Genomic DNA, 23567 nt, shown 5'->3' on the forward strand with positions numbered 1-23567 from the left:
ACAGCCAGACCCCCGTCTATAAGCCCTGACCCTGCGGGCCCGTGATTTCGACACCGCCGGTCGTCTCCTCGGTGCCGTTGATTACGAAATCACCGACGCCCTCGCTGCCGCGCTGAAAGCAACGCCATCAGCCGTAGCGGGCCCCTGAGCTCGACAGCGTCCTGCCGCATCATCGGGCGATCTACCGAGATCGGATCCTCGACGCTGAGGCTCAAGCGGGCTGCCGGTCGGGGACGCGCAGCCGCAGCAGCGGCAGGCAGGACAGGAGCAGACCGCCCGCACCCACCCACAGGGCCACCCGGGCACCGGCGGCGGCCCCCAGCACGGTGCCCGCCAGCGCACCCACCGGCATCGCCCCGCCGAGCAGGAACCGCATGGTGGCGTTCATCCGGCCGAGCAGTTCCGGCGGGCACAACTGTTGGCGCAGGCTGACCTGGGCCACGTTGGAGGCTGTCGCTCCCGCCCACAGCAGCAGGTAGCCGCCGGCCGCCAGCCAGATCCCGCCGACGCTGTCGATCAGGGGGGTGAGCAGCGCGCACGGCGCGGTGGCGAGGAGGCAGAGCCAGACCGCTCGGTACTGCCCGAGCCGGCGGGTCAGCCGCCGGGCCACCACCGCGCCGAGGATGCCGCCGGCGCCGCCCGCGCTGAAGTACGCGCTGGCCGTCGCCGGGGACGCGCCCAGCTCGCTGACCAGCCGCACCGGCACCATCGTCTGCACCATCAGGGCGAACATGTTGTACGCGCCGCCGGCCAGCGCCAGCACCCGCAGCACCGGGTGGCGCAGCACGTAGGCCACACCGTCGCGGATCTGCCCGGCGAGCCGGGACCGGCCGGTGGCGGCGGGCCGCGGATCGGCCGTCCGGATCCGGGCCAGGTACGCGGCGGATCCGGCGAACCCCACCGCGATCAGCAGGACGGCGGGTCCGGTGCCGGCCAACTCGACGGCCAGCCCGGCCAGTGCGGGCCCCGCGACCTGCGCCACCGCGAGGGTGGTGCTCAGCCGGGCGTTGCCCTCGACCAGCTCGTCGGGCCGCACCACCCGGGGCAGGTAACTCTGGTGCGCGACGTCGAAGAACACGGTGAGCACCCCGACGCCGAGGACGACGACGTACAACTGGCCGAGCGCCACCCCGCCCGGTGCCGCCGGCACGGCCAGCGAGGCGACGAGCACGGCCCGCCCCAGGTCGGTGCCGATGAGCAGCCGCCGCTGCCGCACCCGGTCGACGACCGCGCCGGCGGGCAGGCCGACGACCAGGAACGCCACCGTGCCCAGGGTGCCGACCAGACCCACCTGCCAGGCGGAGGCGTGCATCGGGCCGGCCGCCACCAACGGCAGCGCCACCAGGGCCATCCGCGCACCGAACTGGCTCGCGACCGCCCCGAGCCACAGGGACCGGAAGTCGTGCTGTCGGAGCAGCCCGCCACGGCGGTACGCCACGTCAGGTGGACGGGGCCGTGGTCGGGGTGTCGGCCGCCCGCAGCCACGTCGCCCGTAGCAGGTCGGCGGCCCGGTCGGCGGCGATGTCGGGCCGCTCGGCCAGCAGGGCGAAGAACCGGACCAGAGCGGCACCGACCGGAGCGGCGGCCGGCAGCACCTCGGGGTCGTGGTGGACGGTCACCTCCGGCTGCTCGGCCGACCACGTCACCGCCAGGTGCAGCGCGTTGTGGGCGGGGAACCCGCGCCGACCTGCGGGCGGTCGTACGCTGCTGCGCAGCAGCCGGCCCGCCGGACCGATCGTGGCGTTGCCCACCGTGACGGTGGGCTCCGCCGCCACCACGTTGAGCACGAGCCGACGCCGTTCCCGCAGGGCTTCCACCCCACCGAAGTCGGTGAGCCACTGGCCGAGCAGCGGCGGCGCGGCGGCGTTGACGGCGGTGAGAGCACGGACATGGTCGGCGAGCGAGGCGGACGCAGGGTGGCCCGGTGGCACGCTCACCACCGCCTCGTGCAGCGCGCCGGGCACCTCGACGCTCTCCCGGGTCCACCGGCCGCCCCGCGCGTACAGCACCGGGACGTCCGCGTCGGCCCAGAGTCCCAGCAGGAACGACAGGGCCGCCAGGAGCAGACCGGAGCCGGTCGCGCCGGTGAGGTCGCGGCCGTACCGGATGGCCCGGGTGGTTGCGCCGTCGAGCCGCAGCGGCGAGGCGGCGCTGGCGGTGGTGTCCCGCCACGGCTTCCAGCGCCCGCCGGGGAAGGCGACGGCGGGAACGTCCCGGCTCATCGCCTCCGCCCAGAACTCCCGGGACGCCGTGCGCCGTGGGTCCGCGGCGACCTCGGCCGCGTGGGCGAAGAACGATGGCAGCGGCGACGGCGTGCGCTCCGGATGCTGGTACGCCGCAGCCACCCGGCGCACGAACCGGGTGTGCGTCGCGTGGTCGGCGAAGCCGTGGTCCACCACGAGGGCGAGCGCGTGCTCGTCCGGGGCCAGCCGCACCAGGCATGCCCCGGCCAGCGGGTCGTGGCGCAGGTCGATCGGCGCGTACACCGCCTCGCCGAGCGCCGCCCCGGCCGCCTCCAGCAGCCGGTCCGCCGGCACGTCGGCACAGTCCACCGTGGTCACCGGGAAGGGCTGCTCGGGTCCGTACACCAGCTCCGGGCCCGGGGCGAACCGGGCGCGCCACACGTCGTTGCCGGCGGCGACGGCCCGCATGGCGGCGGTCAGACGCGGCACGGCCACCTCGCCCTGGACGTGCCACAGCGTCCAGGCCCGGGGCATCGGGTTGTGCCGGGGCAGGCCGGCCCCGTCGGTGTCGCTGAGCAGCAGCAGTTCACGCTGCGCGCCGTAGGGCGGCACCCCCACCCGGCTCACCCCGCGAACGCGGGCAGCTGCGACCACGCCGGCTGACCCGCGATCCAGGCCGCCAGCGCTCCCCCGTCGTCGGGCAGCAGACCGCGCAGGTGCAGGTCACGCAGCCGGCGCAGCGGCGTCACCCCGGTCGGCCAGTGCGCGAGCGACAGGCGGTAGCACTCGGCGGCCAGGTCCGCCCGGCCGAGCTGCTCGTGCACCTGGCCGGCGTTGAACCAGGAGATCCGGCCGTACGGGACCTGCAGGTGCGCGGCCCGCAGGTACGCCTCAAGCGCGCCACGGTGGTCGCCGGCCTGGTACCGCAGTTCGCCCGCGGTGAGCCAGGTCTTCGGGTCGATCGGGTCGATCCGCTGCGCCAGCTCGTCGACCAGGGCCAGCGCGGTGTCGCGTTCGCCGAGGTGGGTGTGGGTGCGCACGGCGGTCTCCACGGCCGGGAAGTAGTTGTCGGCGGCGATGACCCGGGTGTGTTCGTCGTGCCCGGTCAGCTCCCGGGCGATGCCGAGCCACCGGTCCATGTCCGCCCGCAGCAGGTCGCGGTCGCCGGTGAGGAACGGCAGGAATCCCATGGCCCGGAACCATCTGCTGGTCATGATCGCGGCGTCGAACTGCGACACCTCGGGCAGCGCGGTGTACCGGGCCAGGTCCTCCTCGCCGAGTTTGCGCCACCGGGCGATGGTGTCGGGCTCCCGGCGTCGGGCCGCGTTGACGGTGGCGTTGATGGTGGTAACCACCCGCGTGCGGGCGTACCGGACGTCGTCGCCGAGCTGGTCGTACAGGGTGCGGAAGTGCGGCTCCAGCTCGGCCGCGTACCCCGTGGTGAGCATCTGCTCGGCGAAGATCCAGCTGGCCAGCGCGTACGCGCTCTCGGGGTCGCGTACCGGCACGTCCGGCCCGGGGAGGATCCGCTTGGCCTCGGCGTGGAAACCCAGCGCGGACAGCAGCCGGCCCAGCAACGCCCGGTCCAGCAGCGGCAGGTCCGACACGTTGGCCAGCCGGTCCCGCACCCCGGGCGGGCAGCCGTCCGGTGCCGCCAGCCACGTCGCGTGGTCGGCCGAGGCGGCATCGGAGGCGTACCCGTACACCGCTGCTGTCGCCTGTAGTTCGTCGCGGAACATGGCGGCCGTGGCCCGCTGCGGGTGGATCTCCCGGAACCAGGGCTCGCGACGCTCCAGCACGGCGGCGTACGACATCAGTGGCGTGTGGATCGCGACCGGCGGGGTGTCGACCGGGTCGAGGATCGCGCTCGGATGCAGATCGAGGAACGGTCGGTAGCGCTCCAACGGAAGCGGACGCGCCCCGACCGCCGGGTCAGCCTGCGCCGCGACCGCCCACCGCACCGCGTCGGCGCAGGCCGTGCCGTCCAACGCCGGGCGTCGCGCCACGAGCACCGCCAACCGGTCCCGTTCGGCGCGGCGATCCGTGGCGAGCAGGTCGGCCAGTGCCCCGACCAGCTCGCCGGTGTCCGCTGCTGGAGCCAACCCGCCGGTGGGCCCGTTGTCCGCGCCGGGCGCGGTTGGGGTCGCCAGGTCGAGCAGTCCGGCCAGCGCGGCGGTCCGCTCGGCCAGGCCGGTGCGGACGGCCACCCGGTAGTGGGTGCGGGCCGCCTCCCGGTCGCCCGACGCCCGGGCCGCGTCCGCCGCGAGGAGCCGGGTCGCCGCGCCGGTGGGATCGAGGTCGAGGGCGGCGCTGGCGAACTCGTACGCCGGCCCGACGCCGGTGCCGTTCAGGGCGGCCCGGGTGGCGGCCCGCAGCAGCGCCAGTGCGGCGTCGCGGGCGAGGAGGTCGGTCCGGTCCGTTCCCAGGTCGTGGGCGACGGCGCGGACCGTGTCGGCGTCCGGCACCGGCTCGGCCGGGGAGCGTAGCCGCGCAGCGAGGACCCGGGCCCGGGCGATCACCCCGATCCGGTCGCCGGTCAGGGCGGCGGCCAGGGACTCCGCGGTGGTGAGCGATTCGGTGGCCGGTTGCCCGTGGGTCACAGCGGAGCGGGCGTGGGCGAGTGCGGTGGTGAGGCGGACCGGCAGGCCCGCCGCCTCGGGTGGCACCGGGGGCGGTGGTTGCCGGCCGTCCCCGGCGAGCAGGAGGTCACGCCAGGCGTACACCGGGGGCGGCGCGTCGGAACCGATGCGGCGCAGCAGGGTCGCGGCGTCCTGCCGGCGGCCCAGCGCCCGCATCAGTCGGGCCGCCCACAGCAGGCCGGCGGGGTCCTCGGTCGTGAGCCGTTGCGCCACCCCGGGTGGGACGACGAGTGGGTCCGTGGCGTCGAGCAGGCCGGCGCGGCACATCGTGCGGCGCAGGTCGGCGGGGGGCGTGTGGGCGGGCAGCCAGCCGCAGGGGTCGGGCTGGTCGACGCAGAACAGTGCCGTCTCGGCGACCAGGGACGGCGGGACCGTGGGATCGGCGGTCAGGTCGATGAGCGGGCGCAGCGGCGATGCCGCGGGGTCCCGCCAGGTGAGGTCGGCCAACCCTGTCCTCCCGCCCGGTCGGTTGGTTCGGTCCGAGGGGCGGACACGCGACGATGGGACAGCCCGTGCCCGCCCGGTTGGTGACCGGCGACGTCAGTTGATGACGGCGTTGATCAGACCCACGGCGGTTCCTTCGAGGTCCTCGTAGCGCTCCATGCTCGACACCTCCTCCCGACCGGACGAGGAAGACGGGCGATGACGGCCCCTGATCCCGCCATTCTCGCCCACTAATTGAGTTGAATCAATCTGTTGGAGGGTGGTCGACGGTGGAGACCTGTCAGCGGGCTGGATCAGCTCGGGTTCCACTGCTAGTGATAGAGCGGTGACGATGGGCTGCTCTCCGGGGAGGATCGACGTGCAAGAGATCGACACACATGACACCGTCAAACGGGATCCGGTCCCCCCGCTCATGGTCCTGTTCGGCTGGCACCTGCTGGTGGTCGCCGCCTACATCGTCGTACTGAGCCGGCAATCTCACGAACGGGTGGGCCATGACGAATCACCTCGGGTGGAAATGGTGATCTTCGGGCTCACCGTCGGGGCGCCGCTACTGCTCGTCCCTCTGATCACCGGTCTGATCCTGCTCTGGCTCTTTCCGAGCTTTCCGAACAAGAGAGGCCAGATCAGCTGGCCCGTCATCCGCGGGACCCTCGCCGCCGCACCACTGTTCCTCATGGTGGTGTGGACCATCCCCGCTGTGCCGCACTGACGTGGACAGGTTCGTTTCGCCTTCAACATGTACGCCTTTCCGCCAGTCGGGTCCTCGGGCGGCCCGAGGTCAGCCACGGGACGCGGATGGCGACCGGGACCGGGATGAACTGCGGGCCGTCGCCGATCACCGCCACCGCCAGGCCGCTGCTGCGGTGGACGATCAGCAGGCCTCACGGCCAACCCGACACTGACGGTCATGGTCTCGCCGTCCCCGGGTGCGGGGACCGGGTACACGGTGAACGGCACCAGCGGGTCACCGGGCACCACGTCCCTGACGGAGATCGGCGCGCCCGGTGTGAATCTCTGTCGGCTGAAGGCGCAATGATCCCCGGGCCGGCTGGACGTAATGACACCCTGGAGCGGGCTACACCGATCTGACGCCGAGCACGGTACGCCGCTCGGCGTCGGTCAGCGCACGCTCGACCGCCGGCACCGCCTCGGGCTTGGCGTAGAGCCGATCACCGAGCACCAGGACATCCAAGCTGGATGAGGCGAAGGTGCGGAATGCCTCCGCTCCCGCCCGCGCCGTGGGCTGGCCCTTGACGTTCAGCGACGTGTTCATCAGCACGGGTGTCCCCGTCAGCCGCTCGAACTCGTCCAGGATCCGCCAGAAGCGTGGATTGTCCGCCCGGTGCACGGCCTGCACCCGGGCGGTGCCGTCGTCGTGCACCACCGCGGCGATCCGTTCCGCCATCCCCGGCCGCACCGGCACCGCCACCGTCATGTGCCGCATGTTCGTACCGGGTGGCAAGACGAACCAGTCGTCGGCCCGCTCCGCCATCACCGCGGGCGCGAGCGGACGAAACTCCTCCCGGAACTTCACCGCGGCGTTGACCCGGTCCCGAGCGCCACGGTCCCGCGGGTCCGCCAGGATGCTCCGGTTGCCCAGCGCTCGCGGGCCGAACTCCAGCCGGCCCTGAGCCCAGCCGACGATCCGGCCCTCCGTCAGCAGCCGGGCGACCACCGTCTCGGCGACGCCCTCTGCCACCGGCACCGACCAGTACGGCTGGTCGGCCGGGGGCCCGTCCTCGTCGACGTCCGGGCCGAGGTAGGTCATCGTCGGGTAGCGGACGCCGGACACCGCCGGACCGGACACGGCGAGCGCAGCACCGACCGCTGTTCCCTCGTCACCCGCCGCGGGTTGCACGTACACGGCATCAACCAGCCCGGAGGCGGCCAGCTTGCCGATCGCGACGCAGTTCAGCGCCACCCCGCCGGCGAACGCCACCCGCCGCAGCCCGGTGCGCCCCACCCAGTACGACAGCAGATGGGTCAGCGCCTGTTCCACCCGCTCCTGGGCCGCGCTGGCCAGGTCGATGTGCTCCTGGGTGAGTTCCTCGCCGGCCCGGCGCTGCGGGCAGGCCCGCTCGGTCAGCCAGTCGCGGGAGGTCGCGAAGGTCTCCCGGGCCCAGGGCGTCCGGTTGAGCCGCAGCAGCGGCACGTCCAGCCGGCCGTCCGGTAGGCACCGCACCGCGTCGGCCAGCACCGCGCGGTACCGCGCCGGATCGCCCATCGCGGCGAGCGCCATCACCTTGTACTCGTCGCTGTTGGGCCAGTAGCCCAGGTGCATGGTGAACAGCGCATAGCAGAGGCCGAGGCTGGCCCGGTAGTCCAGGGCGGCAAGGCGGACCAGTTGCCCGTTGCGCCAGGTGTACACGGTGATCGCGTGCAACTCCCCCATTCCGTCGACGACCACGACCAACGCTTCGTCGAATCCGGACGGGATGGCGGCGGTGAGCGCGTGCGCCCGGTGGTGGGCCACCGGAGTCACCCGGTGCCGGGCCAGGCGGGGCATGAACCGGTGCAGCAGCTCGGTCTGCCGGGCCGGGTCGAGGATCTCCTGATAGCGACGTCGCGCGTATTCCTCCCCTTGGGCAAAGACCCGCACGTGGGAGTGGTCGAAATTGTGCGCCACCGCGTCGACGTCGGAGAAGTCCAGTCCGGCCATGGTCAGGCAGCTCACCATCGCGTCGGCCGGGAAGGCGTGGTCGAACTTGATCCCCGAGTACCGCTCCTGCTGCACGGCCGCGACCAGCTCACCGTCGACGACCAGGGCGGCGGCGGAATCCAGGCCCTGGAACAGGCGTGCTTCCCGCTCGTCGAGGCCCGGGAAGTAGGACCGCTTCAGCTCTGCCGAGCCGTGCAGCCCGCTGTAGCCGAGCACGACCGTCCGCCGGTGATCAGTCATCTCATCTCCTCACACCCACCTGGTGGGTCAGCCGTCGGCGCGGTTGCGCCAGCGGAAGGTGCGTACCGCGACAAAGAGGCCGACCAGGCACCAGCCGCCGAGCACCAGCGCGATCCGTCCGTGTTCCCAGCTCCCGGCGACCTCGTGGGCGGCGAACGAGTCGGGCAGGAAGACCGATCGCATCCCCTGCGTCATCCACTTCAGCGGGAAGAGGGCGCCGATGCCCTGCATCCAGCTCGGCAGGGTGGCGAAGACGAAGAACACCCCGGAGACGAACTGGAGCACGGTCGCCAGTGGCGACACGACCGCCGGAGCGGTCCGGCCGTTCTTCACGATTCCGGCGACGCCGATACCGAGCAGGGTGCAGGCGACCGTGCCGAGCCCGGCCACCCAGAGGAAGGTCAACCAGGGACCGACGGTCTTGGGCAGGGTCAGATCGTAGAAGAGCACGCCGATGACGATCAGCAGGGCGGTCTGCACCGATGCGGTGAACGCCACCATCATGATCTTGCCGGCGAAGTACGCCGACTTGGGCATGGGTGTGCCGGCGAGCCGTTTCAGGCCGCCGATGTCCCGTTCGAGCGGGATCACGATGGCGAGGTTCTGGAAGCTGCACCCGAACATGCCGGAGGCGATCATCCCGGCGACGAAGTACTGCTCGTAGTCCACGCCCGCCGCGACGGGCTGCCCGTGTAACGCCGAGCCGAAGATGACCAGCAGGGCGAGCGGGAAGACGAAGGTGAAGACCATCGCCGAGCGCTCGCGTACGAAGGAGAGGAATTCCAGGCGGGTACGGGCAGCCGCCACCCGGACCAGTCCCGGCAGCCGGGGGGCCGGTCCGGCCGGCGCTGCCGGGTCGGGCGGTCCGGTGGTCGGGCGGGCACCTTCCTCGCTGAGGGCGGTCATGCCGGACCGCCGGTCACCGGTGGCGACGCGGAGTCCGACGACGACTGCCCGATCATCTCCAGGTAGGTGTCCTCCAGGCTGGGCCGGTGCACCACCAGCTCCGGAACGACGCCTCCGAACCGGTCGGCGAGTTCCCGCACGACCGCAGTCGGATTCTCGGTACGCAGGCTTTGTGTTCCGTCCGGGCCGGTCCACCGCACCGTGGCGGTGGCTGCGGCCCGCCCGCCGAGGGTCTGCGGTGTGGCGATCGCGACGATCCGTCCCCCGGTCATCACCGCGACCCGGTCGGCGAGGCGTTCGGCCTCATCCAGGTAGTGCGTGGTGAGCAGGATCGTGGTGCCGTCCCGGGCGAGCTGCGCCAGCAGCGACCAGAAGCGGACCCGGGCCTCCGGGTCGAAGCCGGTGGTGGGCTCGTCGAGGAAGAGCAACTCGGGGCGGCCGACGATGCCGAGCGCCACGTCGAGCCGGCGGCGTTGCCCACCGGAGAGCGCGGCGGCGCGGACCCGGGACTGGTCGGCCAGGCCCACCAGCTCGATCACCTCGTCGGGGGAACGGGGCGTCGGGTAGTAGGCGGCGACCGACCGGACCCAGTCGCGCACCGACAGGACGTTGGAGTAGGTCAGGTCGTCGGCGCGTTGCAGGACGACACCGATCCGGGCCCGCCATGCCGGCCCGCCGTCGGCGGGATCGACACCGAGCACGGACACCGTGCCGGCGTCGCGACGGCGGTGTCCCGCCAGGATCTCGACGGTGGTGGTCTTGCCGGCCCCGTTCGGCCCGAGTAGAGCGAACACCTCACCCCGGTGGACGGTGAACTCGACCCCGGCCACCGCGGGCCGCCCGTGGTACGACTTGCGCAGCCCGGACAGCACGATCGCATCCGTGGCGCTCACTGCGGCGTTCCCTGCCGTCCGTCCCCTACGTGCAGCACCTCCATGCGCTGCCATGCCGACAGGTCGGTCGGGTCCTCCGGCGCCCTCGCGCAGATCACGTACCGTCGCGGTGCCATCGCCGTGTCCCGGCCCGGCAGGCGTTCCAGGCAGGCCAGGTGAGCCTGGCGCGGCGTGACCGGGGTCCCGTCCGCCAGGTATGCCACCAGTTCCGTCCGGCCCTGGTCGTCCGGTACGGCGAACACCCGGACGCCGGCGGCGGGCAGTGCGTCGTCGAGCAGGCGTTGCGTCTGGGAGAGCTGGATCCAGCTGGAGTCGACCAGTCGCCAGTCCGCGTCGCGGGACAGCGGTGTCACCCCGGTCACCTCGTCGAGACGGTCGAGCGGCACGTCACCCGCAGCTGCCTCGACGAGCAGCCGTTCCACTCCCCGTAGCAGCAGTTCGCTGTCGACGTCGGTGATCCTGTGCCGGTCGGCGGTCAGCAGGCCCAGGATCAGCTGTCCCTGCTTGTCCAGCAGGCGGAAGGCGAGCAGCGTGCGGATCTCCCCCCAGGGCCGTGACACGACCGTCGTCTCGTGCATGGCCCGGTGGGCCTCGGCGGCGTCCACTTCCGTCGGGTCGGCCGGGCCCGGGGGTCGTTTCTCGGGTCCCATGGCGGCGCTGGAGTCGTTGAAGGTGCAGAGCCGGGCGATGTGGATGCCCCGCTCGTCGCTGATCCGGTCCGTCAGTCGTGTCATGTCCTCCGGTCGGCCGGCCGGATAGCGGTTGGCTCGCAGTACGGCGGTGCCGGCCCGGCCGACGAGTTCGTCGAAGCCCGCGCAGCCAACCTCCACCGACACCAGGCTGTCGGTGGCCAACGGGCCGACGTAGTCGTGCAGTCGGCGCTCGTACCGGTTGCTGCACAGGGTCGGCATGACGATCAGGCGGTGGCCGGTGCGTTGTCTCAGCACCGCGCAGACGGCGGCCAGCACCGCCATCGACGTGCTCGCACCGGTGCGGGCGGCGATGTGCGGCAGGGCCAGGGCGGCGGCGCGCGACCAGAGCCAGGAGGACGACGATCCGCCCGGCCCTTCGGGTGCGGGCGGCACCGCGTACAGGTTCTGCGGGATGGTGGTGAGGGTTCTTTCCCAGTAACGCAGTGCTTCCTCGGCCCGACGTCGGCCCCGCTCGGACCGTTCGGCGGCGGCCTGGTCGAGGGGTTGGTCGCCCTGCCGGCCGACCTGTCGACGGGTGGGGTCGGCGGCGAGTTCGGTGAACTGCCTGCCCAGCATCACCATGCTGGGCAGGTCCACCACGACGTGCGAGTAGACGACGGCCGCGGCGGTGGGTACGCCGTCCACCGCGGTCACCGCGACCCGGATCGGCAACTGCACTGTCAGGTCGAACTCGTCCGCACGCAGGATCCGGATCAGCTCGTTCACCAGCACCTGTGGCTCGGCGTCGGCGTCGGCGGTGAACACCTCGACGGTCAGCTCGCCGCAGCGCAGCACACGCTGGGTCTGCCCGTCGCCGGGGAAGAGGGTGCGTAGCGCCTCGTGCCGGGTCAGCAGCGCCGCGACGGCCGCCGTCACGTCGGCCATCGAGGCACCGGGGGGCAGCTCCAACGGGCCGGCCGCGAATCGCCCGTACGGCTTCTCCTTGGCGATCCAGCCGAGCATGTTCGCTTGGCCGAGGGTGATCGGTCCGGTGCCCTCCCGGTCGCCGGTGAACCGGACGGTCAGCTCGTCGGCTCGGGTCAGGGTGACCGCAGGGGGTGCGTCGTCGGGAGGCGGTACCAGGTCGATAGGTCGAATTCCCATCGTTCTTCTCCTCCAGCAGACCGCCACTCGATGTCGTGCAACGTGGCCGACCCGCGAGACCGTCGCTACGGGCCGATCGCCGGGTGGTGCCTGACGGTCACGGTAGGTTCACCCAGCTCGATAGTCACTTCGGGGATTCCCTACCTTATGAATAGACGCTCATCAAAAGAATTCAGGGGTTTCCCCCAGTTCACCGCAGCTTTCGGGTCTGCCTATGGTCTGCGGTGTGACCGGTGCCCGCGCTGCCGGCCCGATGGGCAGTCCCCCTGGGGAGTTTCGGTCCATGGTCCGATCCGTACCTGCGCGCCAACGGTGCACCGCCTCGTCGACGCCGCCCGGGCGGGCCGCCCCCGAACCGGGAGGAACGAGTGGCCGAGACCTACTCCCGTACGCCACGACCGACCCTCGTCCGGCCGGGCCCCGCCCCGACGGCCCGGCCGGCGGACGGCGACCGGTCCGCCGCGCCGCAGGGGGACGTCCCGCCGGCCGATGCCGTCGACCGAACGCCGGACGAGGGGCGGCGTGGGGCGATCCCTCCGCCGCCTGACCTCACCCGGGCGGCCACCCTCCTACACCGGGTCGAGGCGTTCACCCCGGTCCGCTCCTGGACGATCGAGGAGATCGGGGCGGCCTGCGGGCTCAACCGCTACCAGACGAAGGTGCTGCGCCGCATCCGCGGTCTGGCAGAGGTCCGGGCCGATCCCGACGGCGACCTGTTCGACCTGCTCGTCCCGGCGGCCTCGGCGGCGCTGCGCGGGCTGCCTGATCCGGCCGTCGTGCGCTATCTGCTCTACGCCCACACCCTGCCCGATCCCGCCCCCTCGCACGTGCTCGTCGCCGATCAGCTGCGGGAACGGCTCGGGTTGGCCGGGGCCGACGCGTTCGCGGTGACCCAGCAGTTCTGCGCCAGCGGGCTCGCCGCCATCGACATCGCCGGTGAACTGCTCCGCGCCGACGGCGACCCGGCGGCGAAGGCCCTCGTCGTCACCGGCGAGAAGGCATTCAACAGCGTGCTGCGTTACGTACTGCAGGTATCGGTCACCGGCGAGGCGTCAACGGCCTTTCTGGTCGGCCTGGACGCGCCGGGCGGCCCCGACGGCTTTCCCCGCGCCGACGGCGGCGTCCCCGGTGCGGGCAGCCGGGTGCTCTCCTACGCGGCCCGCACCGAGGGCGAGTTCGCCGACGGTTTCCGGATGTCCGCCGAGAAGTTGCGCCGGTTCGGCGACACCTACAACACCCACCTGTGGGCCGCGATGTCCGACGCCCTCAGCTACGCCGGACTGAGCCTGTCGGACATCCACCTGGTGGTCCCGCACAACGTCAACGCCTCGCTCTGGTTGCGGCTCTGCGCGGAGGTCGGCCTGGACCGGCGACGGATCTTTCTGGACAACATCCCCCGGTACGGGCACTGCAACTGCTCCGACCCTTTCCTGAACCTGGCCTCCATGCGGGAGCGGGGCCTGGTGCGCAGCGGCGAGTTGTACATGCTCACCTCGGTCGGGATCGGTTCCAGCTACGCCGCCATGGTCATCGAGTACTGAGGGGACGACGTGGACACCGGTTACCTCCGCTCGCTCAAACACCGCCTGCTCGGCGAGCCCACCGGACGACTGGTGTTGGTCTGCAACTTCGAAGCCGAACACCGCTGGGCCCGCCAGCACGTCGGACTACCGAATGCGGACTTCTCCGCCGGCACGAACCTGGTCCGGCGGATGGAGGAACTGGGGGTGCTGCTCGCCGGCGTCAACGACCTGCTCATCTGCAAGTACCCCCTGGACCCGGCGTACCGGGCCTACCTGGACCGCATCGGCCTGCCGGTACCCGAGATCGCCGTGCCGGAGAACGTCTCGGCCGACCGTTCCACCACCGAGGACGTGCTCGACTCACCGGCGCTGCTGGCTCGCCTCGCCACGCTCGGCGCCGCCGGTGCCCGGTTGCTGCCGATGGCCACCACCGATCTGGAGGAGAAGCTGGCGGTGAGCTGTGGCCTACCGCTGGCGGTGCCGGACGCGGCGGTCTTCGAGCGGGTCAACGGGAAGATCTACGGCCGGCGGCTGACCGCCGCCGCCGGGCTGCGCGCCGTTCCGGGCGACGAGTGCGAGACATGCGACGAGTTGGCCTCCGTGCTGGACCGATACCGCGCGGCGCTGGCGGCGGGCCGGCGGATCGTCGTCAAGGACGCCTACGGTGTCTCCGGCAAGGGGCTGCTGGTCCTGGACACGCCCGGCAAGGCGGACCGGCTCCTGCGGATGGTGCGCCGACGCGCCGAACGCACCGCCGACGACCGGCTGCACGTCGTCGTCGAGGAATGGCTGCCGAAACGGTACGACCTCAACTATCAGGTCACCGTGGCCCGGGACGGCTCGGTGCGGCTCGACTTCGTCAAACGGGCACTCACCGACGGCGGCGTCCACCAGGGGCACATCATGCCGGCCGGGCTCACCGACGCCCAGTATGCCGAGATCGACCATGCCGCACAGCTGGTCGGCGTCCGGCTCCGCGACGACGGATATGTCGGTGTCGTCGGGGTGGACGCCATCGTGGACCCCGACGGTGTGGTCTATCCGGTGCTGGAGATCAACGCCCGACTCAACATGTCGACCTACCAGGGCAGCCTGACCGAGCTCTGTCAGGGGCCCGGTCAGGTCGCGCTGGCCCGGCAGTACCCGCTGAGCCTCACCGCCCCCGTGTCGTTCGCCGAGATCGACCGGAGCCTCGCCGCCCTGGTCGGGTCGTCCGGTCCCGACCGGATCGTCATCACCTGCTTCGGCACCGTCAACGCCGACGCCGACCGGCCGCCACCGTTCAACGGCCGGTTGTACGCCCTGCTCGTGGCCACGGACACCGACCGTTTGACCGCCCTGGACGATGCCGTACGCGCGTCGCTCGGCCGGCTCAGCGCCACCCGCCCCCTCTTCAGCCGGGAGGTCTCCCCGTGACCGGACGACCCGAACCGGCGGACACCGTCGGGGTCGCCGACAAGTTCGCCTCCGATCCCGCCCTGCTCGCCGAACTGGCCGAGCGGCACGGCACCCCGCTGTACGTGTACGACGGCGACCATCTGCGCCGCCGGTACGAACAGTTGCGCGCCGCCCTGGACCCGCGGATCGACATCTTCTACTCGCTGAAGGCCAACCCCAACGTCAGCGTCTGCGCGTTGTTTCGGTCGCTCGGCGCAGGACTGGAGGTCTCCTCCCTGGCCGAGCTGGTCACCGCCCGGCGGGCCGGGGTCGACCCCGACGACCTCATCTTCCTCGGGCCGGGCAAGTCCGGTGAGGAACTGCTCGCCTGCTGCGCCGAGGGCGGGATGCACGCCGTGGTCGTGGAGTCCCTCGCCGAACTGGCCGCCCTGGACGCGTTGCCGGAGGCCGCCGGCACCCGGGTGATCCTGCGGGTCAACCCGACGTTCGAGTCGCACGGGTCGCGGTTGTCGATGGGGGGCAAGCCCCGTCAGTTCGGCATCGACGAGGAGATCCTGCACGGCGCCAAGGCCGCGATCAGCGCGCTCAGCCGGGTACGGGTCATCGGCGTCCACGCCTACCTGGGCACCCGGATCCTCGACGCGGCGACCGTCGTCCACAACACCACGGGTGTGCTGCGGGTGGCTGCGACCCTCGCCGGGGAACTCGGTATACCGCTTCAGACGGTGGACATCGGGGGCGGCTGGGGGGTGCCGTACTTCGACAACGAGAGCGACCTCGACGTGGCTGCCACCGTCGACGGGGTGAACCGGGCGGTGTCCGAGTTCCTGGACCGGTACCCGGGCACCCGGATCGTCACCGAACTCGGCCGCTACCTGGTCGGCTGGTCCGGGACGTACGTGCTGCGGGCCCGCTACGTCAAGCAGTCCCGGGGCGAGTGGTTCGTGGTCGCCGATGGCGGCACCAATCACCACATGGCGGCGGTCGGCATCGGCAGCTTCGTCAAGCGGAACTTCCCCATCGGGTCGCTGACCCGGGCGGACGCGCCGCCGGCGGACGTCTACACCGTCACCGGCCCGCTCTGCACCCCCAACGACGTGATCGCGAAGCGGGTCGCGCTGCCCGAGGTGCGTCCCGGCGACCTGCTCGGCGTCAGCCGTTCCGGCGCGTACGGTCCCAGCGCCTCACCGGTGCTCTTCCTCAGCCACGGGCACCCGGCCGAGGTGCTCGTGCTGGACGGGGTCGGCCACCTGGTGCGTAGCCGGGACACCGTCGACGACCTGCTCCGGCCGCAGCACCTGATCCCCCTCGCCGCCTTCTGAACCGCCTGCCACGTCGGCCGGTCGCGTCCCGTCGCGTTCAGACCGGCCGTACCGCCCCCGCCCGACATCGAGCAGCCGCTTCCCGGATCCGACAGTTCACCCGGCCGTGCCGGCCGGCTACCCGAGAGGACCACCCGATGGACCGCAGCAAGATCGTCTCTCAGATCGAGCAGGCGCTCAGTGACGTGTTGCAACGCCCGGTCGCCGGACTCCCCGAGGAGACGAGGCTCTTCGAGGATCTGCACGTGGACTCGACCTCCGTCCTGGAACTGCTGATGGCGCTGGAGGACGGCGTCGGTATCGAGGTCGACCCGGAGCGGCTGGAGATCGCCGATTTCAAGACCATCGGCACCGTCGCCGACTACGTGATCGTGAACCTGGACGAACGTGCCTGAGCGGGAGTGACCATGCCGCTGTCCCTCACCTCGGCCACCGCGCTGGTGCGCGGTGACCGGCTGCCGCCGGTTCCGGACGACGACCGCGACGCTATCCAGCGGGACATCCTGGGCCCGTTCGGGGTGCGGCCGGACCCGGCCCGGTTGGCCCGGGCGGCGAACGTCGGGTTCACCGAGTTGGCCGAGAACCTGGTGCGGGAGCTTCCGATCAGCGGTCCGGACCTGTTGATCTTCGCCTACGGCATTCCTGATCCGTCGTCGCTGAAGCACGTCACCCCGTACGTCAACCACCTGCTCGGCGATCGCAGCCACAGCTTCGCCATCTCCGAGCAGGGTCTGCGCGCGCCGTACACGGCGCTGAAGATCGCGGATGCGTACGCCCGGTCGGGGCGTTGCGGCAGCCTCGCGCTCTTCGTGTGCGAGCAGAACAGCCTGCCGTACCACGATTCCTTCGTGGCGGACAACCGGCTGGCGAACACGGCGGCCCTGCTCCTCTTCGGCGACTGCGGTGGCGGGTACGAGTTCGTCGCGACCGGGCCTGCGTCCCCCACGCGCGGACTGGGGCCGCTACTGGGGTCGGTGACCGCCCGGTGCGACCCCGACTCGACGCTGGTGGTGGCAGGCCCGTGGGTCGACGCGGACATGCTGGCCGCCACGGGGGTGCCGACCCATCGGGTCGCCCCCGGCAGTTACTGCACCGGCGTCTGGTTGGAGCTGGCCCGGTCCCACCGGACCTGGGCCACCACGTACCGGACGCTGGTGCTCTGTGACACCGACCCGCGTACCGGCCGGAGCCAGACCGCCCTGCTGCGCTGGCGGTCCACCACCGGGGCAGACGCGCCCGGCGCACCGCAAACGGCGACCGGCGCACCAGCACGTCCCGCCGCCCCCACGTCCGCATCGGCCCGAGAGCAGACGCCATGACACCCACCAGGGTCCACCCCGGCGCGCCGGACACCGCGCAACCCCCTCCCCCGGCGCGGTGGTTCGCCGACGCCTTGGACGACCTGCACCAGCGGGTCTCTCCCGCCGGGTTGGTGCCGTCCCCGACCGGGCATGTGCTGGCCTCCACGGCGGCGCTACCCACCGCTCCTCCCGGTCCGCTGGCCCGGTTCGGTATCGCGGTGCTGCCCGCCGCCACCCGTGACGCGGCGTCGGCGCCGCCAAACCCGACACCCGGGCACGGCGGGAGGGTTCGACCGACGACGATCGCGCCGGCGGTGGCCGAGGAGTTCGCCGTGGGCCTGCTCGACCTGCACCGTCGGCTGCTGCACGAGGTTCTTCGGCACACCCTGCGTCATCTCGGCGCCCGGGAATCAGACGGGGTCACCCTGCTGGCCAGACAACTTGTCCAGGCGCAGCTCGCCGAGGTGGCAATCCGGCTCGCCGAGGTCGGGGCGACGCCGGGACCTCGGCGCGACGACGACGCGGCCGCCCGGTGGCGCACCCACCGCCGGCTGGTCGGAGTCGGTCGGGACCTGCTGCGGCTGCTCGGGGCCAGCGGTTTCCTCGTGGACGGGCCGGCGGGGGACCTGCACCTCACCGAGGTCGTCGGCAACGTCTATCTGCATCCAGGAAGGGGACAGGACGATGACTGAGGTCAGTCACGGCAGGCCGCCGTCCGGGTCGGATCTGCTCGACGATCGGATGCTGGAGCTCGACCGGCACTGCTGGTCGGTGTCGGGCGAGTTCCGCAAGGTCGGCGAACTACTCGACCAGGATCCGGATGCCATCGACAGCTATTTCGACCTTCCCGGCGTGCTGCTCTACCGCTTCTTCTCCATCCCCCGCCGGTACTGGCCCCAGCTGGATGTGCCGCCACAGCTCGCCCCGCTGCTCGGAACGTCGCTGGCGCAGGCCGTCGTCTGGGAACGGTTCTCCTACGCCGACCCGAACGTGCTGCTGGCCAGCCCGGGGCCGGCGCTGTCCAGCGACGCCATCCACGCCCTCGCCGATCCGGAGCAGACCGACCGGTGGTTCAGCAGGTTCGCCGCGCAGCCGGACCACACGTTCTTCGCGGTCACCGAGCCGGCCAAGGGCTCGGCCGCGACGGAGCTGACGACCACGCTGCGGCCGGCCCCCGACGGCGACGGCTGGCTGCTCACCGGCGAGAAGTACTACGTGGGCAACGGCGCCCGGGCACAGGTCGGACTGGTGTTCTGCCGCCGGGCCCCCGGCCCGTGGGGCATCGAGGCGGTGCTCCTGGACGCCTCGTCCCCCGGATTCAGCGCCGAGCTGCTGCCGTCGGTCGGTCTGCGCGGCGCCCGGATCAGCCGGATGCGCTTCGAGGACGTCCGGGTGCCCCACCGGAACCTGCTGGGTCAGCATCTGCGGCCCACCCAGCGTGGCCTGCACGGAGCCCGCCAGGTGTTCTACCGTGCCCGGCCCGGGATCGCCGCGATGGCGCTGGGCTGCGCGCAGGCGGTCTGCGACCATCTGCGCGGGCAGGGGCTGCGCGGCGACCGGTTGTCGGCGGTCGAGGACCGGATCGCCGCGATCCGCCGGCTCAACCACCGGACGGCCGCCGACATCGACGCCGGCCGGGTGGACCCACACCGGATCGCCGCGGCGAAGGCCGGCGCCGCCCGGGTCGCCGAGGACGCCACCCTGCTCGCCGCCGAACTTCTGGGGCCGGCGTCGCTGCTCGACGATCCCTGGCTGGAGAAGGTCTACCGGGACGTACGGGCCTTCGAGTTCATGGAGGGGGCTGGCAACGTACATCTGTTGTCGGTCTTCCAGGGGTTGCTCAAGGGGCGCTTCGCCGGGGGCGTCGAGGCCGAGGGCGTCGGCTGATGCGGCTCGGGATCGACCTGTTGCGGGTCGACACACTCGACCGGTTGTGCGAGCGTGCCTGGTTCACCCGGTACGCCTTCGCCGCCGTCGAGATCGAGTACGCGGCGACGCTGGCCCCCCGGCGGCGACGTGAGTTCCTCGCCGGCCGGTTCGCGGCGAAGGAGGCCGTGTTCAAGGTTCTCGGGACGGGCCTGTTCGAGGGGGTGGCACCGCACGACATCGCGGTGGGCCGGGCCTGCGGTGGTTCGCCACAGGTCACCCTGCACGGGGCGGCGGCCCGGGTGGCCGCCCGGATGGGAGTCACCGGGCTGACCGTCTCGATCACGCACACCGACGGCATGGTGGCGGCAGTGGCCGCCAGCTGGTGACCGGCGCGTCTCACTCTCCGGTTGCCCCGTACGCCGTATCCGGCAGTGCGGCGGACGACGCTGCACGGGGTGTCGTCGGGTCGAGGCGTCGGGCCAGCCGTACCCGGTTGCGGACCCCGAGCTTGGCGAACACATGGGACAGGTGCATCTCGACCGTCTTCTCGGTGACCACCAGTACAGCGGCGATCTCCCGGTTGGTCATACCCTCGCGGACCAGCTCGGCGACCTGCCGCTCCCGGCGGGTCAACCGGGCCGACGATGCGAGGTCGTTCCCAGGCCGGAACCCCGACGCGCCGCCGTGCCGGCCGCCCTGGCGAGCGCCGGGCCGGGCGAGGGCGCGGGCCCGCTCCGCCGCCGGGGTCAGACCGGCGGCGGCCAGTTCAGTGCCGGCGGCGACGGCCACCTCGACGCCGGCAGCAGGCTCCTTGGCGATGAGCAGCCGCGCCCGGATGAGCAGCGCGAGACCGACCAGCCCACGTGGCCAGGCCGCGGCGCGGACGGCCTGTCCGGTGGCGGCCGGGCCCCGGCCCCCGGTCAGCGGCGGGGCGGTCACGCCGACCTCGGCACCGGCACCGACGGACGCGGCGACGTCGCCGGCAACGAGTTCGGCGACCGCGCCGACGTCGCCGGCGGCCGACGCGGCCCGTACCACCAGCTCGTGGTGGGCCATGCGGGTGCTCGGGTCGACCCGGGACAGTGTGCTCAGCGCGGGTGCGGCGGTCAGCAGGTCCAGGCAGCCCTGGGGATCACCGCCGGCGAGGCGCAGTTCGGCGAGCATCAGCCGGGTGAGGACCGCCGACCAGCCGCCGGAGGTGGCAACCGCCTGGGCGTCGGGCAGGTCCTCACATCCACCGGTCGCATCGTCCGGACCACCCGACGCGCCGGTCGAACAACCCACGCCGGCACACCACCGGTCTGCGGTCGGCGAACCCGTGGTCGCCGGCGGCGCGCCGGCCGGTACTGCGTCGGCGTCCGGGTCGGACCACGGCCCGGACGCGCCCAGGGCGACCCAGCGACGCAGGATCGCCGCCCGCTGCAGCAGGTGGGGGCTGCCGGATCGGTAGGCGACGTCCGCGACGGTGGCTGCGACACCGACGGCCGCGGTGTGCCGACCGGTGTTGGACAGGATCCAGGTACGCCCCAGCAGCGCGTCACACATAGTCAGTGGGTCGGGTGTCGGCCAGGCTGCGTCCCCCGGTGCCCGTACCGTCGGGCCGGCGGTCACCCGTTCCAGGTGTCGTAGCGCCTCGGGGTAGCGCTCCAGCACCAGCTCGCTCCAGCCGATCCAGTACACCGCGTCGGCGTGGGCCGCCACCTGCGCATCGTTCATCGTGTCCAGCAGCGGCACCACCTCGGCCAGGATCGCCGCCACCGACTCGATGTCGCCTGTCAGCCCGTCGGCGGCGGCGAGCACCGCCTGGACACGGATCCGGTCCACCGATCCCGCTGGGCCCGCGTCGGCCAGATACAGCGCGGTGACTGCGCACGCGCGGGCCGCCGACGCCGATCCGCCGGCGAGTTCCAGGAACGCCTTGTCGATCAGCAGGTTCACCCTGGCCGGCTTCGACGCCCCTGTCGTCGACGTAGCCAGGTCGGCGAGCAGGTCGCGGCCCGGTCCGGGGTCGCCGAGCGACCAACACAGCCGTACGCAGCGCACGACCATTGCAGCCCGCTCGGCAGACGGCAGCACGGCCGGCTGTTGTAGTGCGGTCAGCAGCAGGTCCCGGGCGTGCCGGGGTCGTCCGGCGGCGGCGCAGTCCGTGGCGACCTGGAGCAGGAGCGTGTGCTGGTCGGCCGGTGCACCGCCGGTGACCGAGGCGAGTCGCAGCGCTGCCTGACGCCAGCGGGCGGCCGTCTGCGGTGCATCGCGCTCGACTGCTGTCGCGGCGCGTCGCAGAGTACGGGGGGCGGTGGTGTCGTCGGGGGTGGCGACCAGCGCCAGGTGGGGTGCCAGGGCGACTTCGCCGTCCGGGGCGCCGGCCAGCGCGACGGCGGCTCTGGCGTGCGCCCCCAGCCGCCATCCGGGCTGGCTGACCTGGTACACCACCTGGTGCACCAGGGGGTGGCGGAACCGGAACCGGGTCGTCTCCGGCACGTGTCGGACGATGTCGGCGGCGGTCAACTCGTCGATCGTCCGCCGGACGACGTCCTGCGCCAGTTCGGCGACCATGCCGACCATGGGTAGATCGAAGACCTCGCCGAGCACCGCCGCTCCCGCTGCGGCGAGTCTGCTGCGGGGGGAGAGTTCGTCGAGTTCGGCGGCGATGGCGGTTTCCGCCGCCGAGTACGAGCGGCCGGCCGCCCTGGGGCCCGGTCCGGCGTCGGTGATCATGATGCCCCCCGCCGACGCCGTGTCGTCGGTCGGCGAGCGCGCGCTGTCGAGCAGTGCGCGCAGGTAGCGGGGGTTGCCGCCGCTGCGCCGGTAGAGGTCGCCGCACTCGGCGTCAGAGACACAGGTGTCCAGCAGAGCCCGCACGGCGACAGGCGACAGCGGCGCGAGCGGCAGCCGGAGCACCGGGACGCCCGCCCCGGCGGCGACGCCCCGCAGCCTCGGCGGCGTCTGCCGAGGCCGGTAGCCGAACGCCAGCAGGACCGCGGCCCGAGGCGGCGAGTGCATCAGGTGACAGAGTGCATCGATGGTGTCCCCGTCGGCGCGGTGCAGATCGTCGAGGATCACCGCCACGGGTCCGGTTGAGGCCAGTACCTCAAGCATCGACCGGATGGCGCGGAAGCGCTGGAATCGCGGCACCTCCCACGACGCTGAGGGGTGGTCACCGGTTCGGTACGGGAAGCTCGGGAAGATGTCGGCCAACACATCGACGTCGTGGGCCGGCAGCTGGGCCAGGGCGTCCGCTCGCAAGCCCCGAAGTCGGTCGTCCAGGGCGTCGATCAGGGCGCCGAACGGGAAGACCGATCCGCCTGGTGGAACCCGCCCGGTGAGTACCGGGAGTCCCCGCTGTCGACATCGCTGCGCCAACTCCGTGAGCAGTCGGGACTTGCCGATGCCGGGGTCTCCGCTGACCTCCACCAGGTGGGCGCTCGCACTGAGACCTCCGATGGCTCGGTGCAGGCGGGCCAGTTCACCGTCCCGGCCGACCAGTGGATCGGAAGGCTGGCCCGGTCGCCTCCTGACCGTCGTTCGGCCTCGCGACCCGTCGCTTGATCCATCGCCTTCCAAATCGACCACAGTGGATAGATTAACTCGCACGCTCTACGATGGGTAATCGATCTAGCACAGAAAGTTCCCACTGTCCTCACTCCAGGGACCACGCCCCCGCTCGAACCCGGCAGTCCTGTGGCCCCGTCGGCCCGACCCAGTCCGTCGACGACATCGGCGAGAAGTGTGGCGGGTGGCGGACAGCCGCTCGGCGCATCCGGCCGGCAGCTGTTCGGTCAGACCGATCAGCGTCCGTCGCAGGTGGACCGACGAGACCGACCCGACGACGAATCGCCTGCCGTCGTTGCGGTCCCAGCTCGGGTCACCCCGTCCTTGCCACCCCGCGGGGACCCTCCAGCGCGGCACCATGGCCCGGGTAGCAGCCCCGACCGAAGCAGGGCAGCCAGCTGTATTGACGACGATCCGGGAGTTCGTGACGATCAACGCATGACGGTGGACACCGCGACGGCGACGGCGACCGGGCGCTACCTGCGGAACACAGCGCTTGTGCCGTTCACAGCCGGCGGACTCACCGGCTGGGGCTCGGTTGCCGCCGTGGTCGCCGAGAAGCCCTTCGGCGGTGTCGACCGGCTGCCCGACACGCGCCGCGAACCGGTACCTGCGGATCGCCACCTCCCCTACACGCAGCAGCTGAGAGGCCAGGCGGCTCGCCGTGTCTCCCGAATGCAGGAGTGCTTCTGCACGTGAGCCTCCGTGGCCTCTGGACAACCCGCTGTGGCGGGATCAACCGGGGCGCAGTGAAGCGACCCGGTACCGCGGGCGACACGCGAACCATGGGACCGGGGACGACCGGCTCACTGAACTGACCATGCCGGTGCCGCACGACC

Annotated in this window: 18 protein-coding genes; 10 read left to right on the top strand and 8 right to left on the bottom strand. The window is 72.3% G+C overall.

Annotated features, from left to right (window positions below):
- Positions 1 to 211: 211 nt before the first annotated feature.
- From ACOJTC_RS06760 to ACOJTC_RS06770, 3 genes are read right to left on the bottom strand one after another with little or no spacing between them, the layout of a single operon-like run.
- Positions 212 to 1438, bottom strand: coding sequence for an MFS transporter (locus ACOJTC_RS06760; RefSeq protein ID WP_420116190.1), 1227 nt, complete (start codon positions 1436 to 1438; stop codon positions 212 to 214).
- Between the two features lies 1 nt (position 1439).
- Positions 1440 to 2801, bottom strand: a complete 1362-nt coding sequence (locus ACOJTC_RS06765; protein WP_420116191.1) for a condensation domain-containing protein — start codon at positions 2799 to 2801, stop codon at positions 1440 to 1442.
- A 5-nt stretch (positions 2802 to 2806) separates the two neighbouring features.
- Complete coding sequence (locus ACOJTC_RS06770; RefSeq protein WP_420116192.1) at positions 2807 to 5269, bottom strand: hypothetical protein; 2463 nt, start codon at positions 5267 to 5269, stop codon at positions 2807 to 2809.
- A 355-nt stretch (positions 5270 to 5624) separates the two neighbouring features.
- Here ACOJTC_RS06770 and ACOJTC_RS06775 point away from each other — a divergent pair, with 355 nt between their 5' ends.
- Positions 5625 to 5978 (top strand): hypothetical protein, encoded by a 354-nt coding sequence (locus tag ACOJTC_RS06775; RefSeq protein ID WP_420116193.1) that lies wholly within the window; start codon positions 5625 to 5627, stop codon positions 5976 to 5978.
- A gap of 366 nt (positions 5979 to 6344) precedes the next feature.
- Here the strand turns inward: ACOJTC_RS06775 and ACOJTC_RS06780 are convergent, their stop codons facing one another.
- Genes ACOJTC_RS06780 through ACOJTC_RS06795 form a run of 4 tightly spaced genes read right to left on the bottom strand, consistent with a single transcriptional unit; the run spans position 6345 to position 11763 of the window.
- Positions 6345 to 8168 carry a carbamoyltransferase gene (locus ACOJTC_RS06780; RefSeq protein ID WP_420116194.1) on the bottom strand — a complete coding sequence of 608 codons (1824 nt, stop codon included), beginning with the start codon at positions 8166 to 8168 and terminating at the stop codon, positions 6345 to 6347.
- Positions 8169 to 8195: 27 nt separating this feature from the next.
- The gene (locus ACOJTC_RS06785; protein WP_420116195.1) at positions 8196 to 9074 is read right to left on the bottom strand and encodes an ABC transporter permease; all 879 of its coding nucleotides are present in this window, start codon (positions 9072 to 9074) and stop codon (positions 8196 to 8198) included.
- The gene (locus tag ACOJTC_RS06790; RefSeq protein ID WP_357927309.1) at positions 9071 to 9967 is read right to left on the bottom strand and encodes an ABC transporter ATP-binding protein; all 897 of its coding nucleotides are present in this window, start codon (positions 9965 to 9967) and stop codon (positions 9071 to 9073) included. The genes ACOJTC_RS06785 and ACOJTC_RS06790 overlap by 4 nt, the downstream gene beginning before the upstream one ends.
- Positions 9964 to 11763 (bottom strand): condensation domain-containing protein, encoded by a 1800-nt coding sequence (locus tag ACOJTC_RS06795; protein ID WP_420116196.1) that lies wholly within the window; start codon positions 11761 to 11763, stop codon positions 9964 to 9966. Before ACOJTC_RS06795 ends, ACOJTC_RS06790 begins: the two co-directional genes overlap by 4 nt.
- Before the next feature lie 368 nt (positions 11764 to 12131).
- Between ACOJTC_RS06795 and ACOJTC_RS06800 the strand changes: the two genes are divergently transcribed.
- The 8 genes from ACOJTC_RS06800 to ACOJTC_RS06835 all read left to right on the top strand — a co-directional run bounded on the left by ACOJTC_RS06800 (position 12132) and on the right by ACOJTC_RS06835 (position 19562).
- Positions 12132 to 13304, top strand: coding sequence for a 3-oxoacyl-[acyl-carrier-protein] synthase III C-terminal domain-containing protein (locus ACOJTC_RS06800; RefSeq protein ID WP_420116197.1), 1173 nt, complete (start codon positions 12132 to 12134; stop codon positions 13302 to 13304).
- Positions 13305 to 13313: 9 nt separating this feature from the next.
- On the top strand, positions 13314 to 14702 hold the full coding sequence (locus tag ACOJTC_RS06805; RefSeq protein WP_420116198.1) for a hypothetical protein: 1389 nt from the start codon (positions 13314 to 13316) through the stop codon (positions 14700 to 14702).
- Positions 14699 to 16006 carry an alanine racemase gene (locus tag ACOJTC_RS06810; RefSeq protein ID WP_420116199.1) on the top strand — a complete coding sequence of 436 codons (1308 nt, stop codon included), beginning with the start codon at positions 14699 to 14701 and terminating at the stop codon, positions 16004 to 16006. The genes ACOJTC_RS06805 and ACOJTC_RS06810 overlap by 4 nt, the downstream gene beginning before the upstream one ends.
- Positions 16007 to 16143: 137 nt before the next feature.
- A complete protein-coding gene (locus ACOJTC_RS06815) occupies positions 16144 to 16401 on the top strand; it encodes an acyl carrier protein (RefSeq protein ID WP_204925205.1) in 258 nt (85 codons plus the stop codon).
- A 12-nt stretch (positions 16402 to 16413) separates the two neighbouring features.
- Entirely contained in the window at positions 16414 to 17325 is a 912-nt protein-coding gene (locus tag ACOJTC_RS06820; RefSeq protein ID WP_420116200.1) for a hypothetical protein, read from the top strand.
- Entirely contained in the window at positions 17322 to 17999 is a 678-nt protein-coding gene (locus tag ACOJTC_RS06825) for a hypothetical protein (RefSeq protein ID WP_420116201.1), read from the top strand. The genes ACOJTC_RS06820 and ACOJTC_RS06825 overlap by 4 nt, the downstream gene beginning before the upstream one ends.
- Positions 17992 to 19194, top strand: coding sequence for an acyl-CoA dehydrogenase family protein (locus tag ACOJTC_RS06830; protein ID WP_420116202.1), 1203 nt, complete (start codon positions 17992 to 17994; stop codon positions 19192 to 19194). Before ACOJTC_RS06825 ends, ACOJTC_RS06830 begins: the two co-directional genes overlap by 8 nt.
- On the top strand, positions 19194 to 19562 hold the full coding sequence (locus tag ACOJTC_RS06835) for a holo-ACP synthase (RefSeq protein WP_204925209.1): 369 nt from the start codon (positions 19194 to 19196) through the stop codon (positions 19560 to 19562). The genes ACOJTC_RS06830 and ACOJTC_RS06835 overlap by 1 nt, the downstream gene beginning before the upstream one ends.
- Before the next feature lie 10 nt (positions 19563 to 19572).
- On the opposite strand, the gene ACOJTC_RS06840 is transcribed toward ACOJTC_RS06835, so the two are convergent.
- Positions 19573 to 22770 carry a helix-turn-helix transcriptional regulator gene (locus tag ACOJTC_RS06840; RefSeq protein ID WP_420116203.1) on the bottom strand — a complete coding sequence of 1066 codons (3198 nt, stop codon included), beginning with the start codon at positions 22768 to 22770 and terminating at the stop codon, positions 19573 to 19575.
- 396 nt (positions 22771 to 23166) lie between these two features.
- On the opposite strand from ACOJTC_RS06840, the gene ACOJTC_RS06845 reads away from it, so the two are divergent.
- Positions 23167 to 23427, top strand: a complete 261-nt coding sequence (locus tag ACOJTC_RS06845; RefSeq protein WP_420116204.1) for a hypothetical protein — start codon at positions 23167 to 23169, stop codon at positions 23425 to 23427.
- Positions 23428 to 23567 lie beyond the last annotated feature (140 nt).

This window comes from Micromonospora sp., assembly GCF_048594385.1.
Classification (GTDB): Bacteria; Actinomycetota; Actinomycetes; order Mycobacteriales; family Micromonosporaceae; genus Micromonospora; species Micromonospora wenchangensis.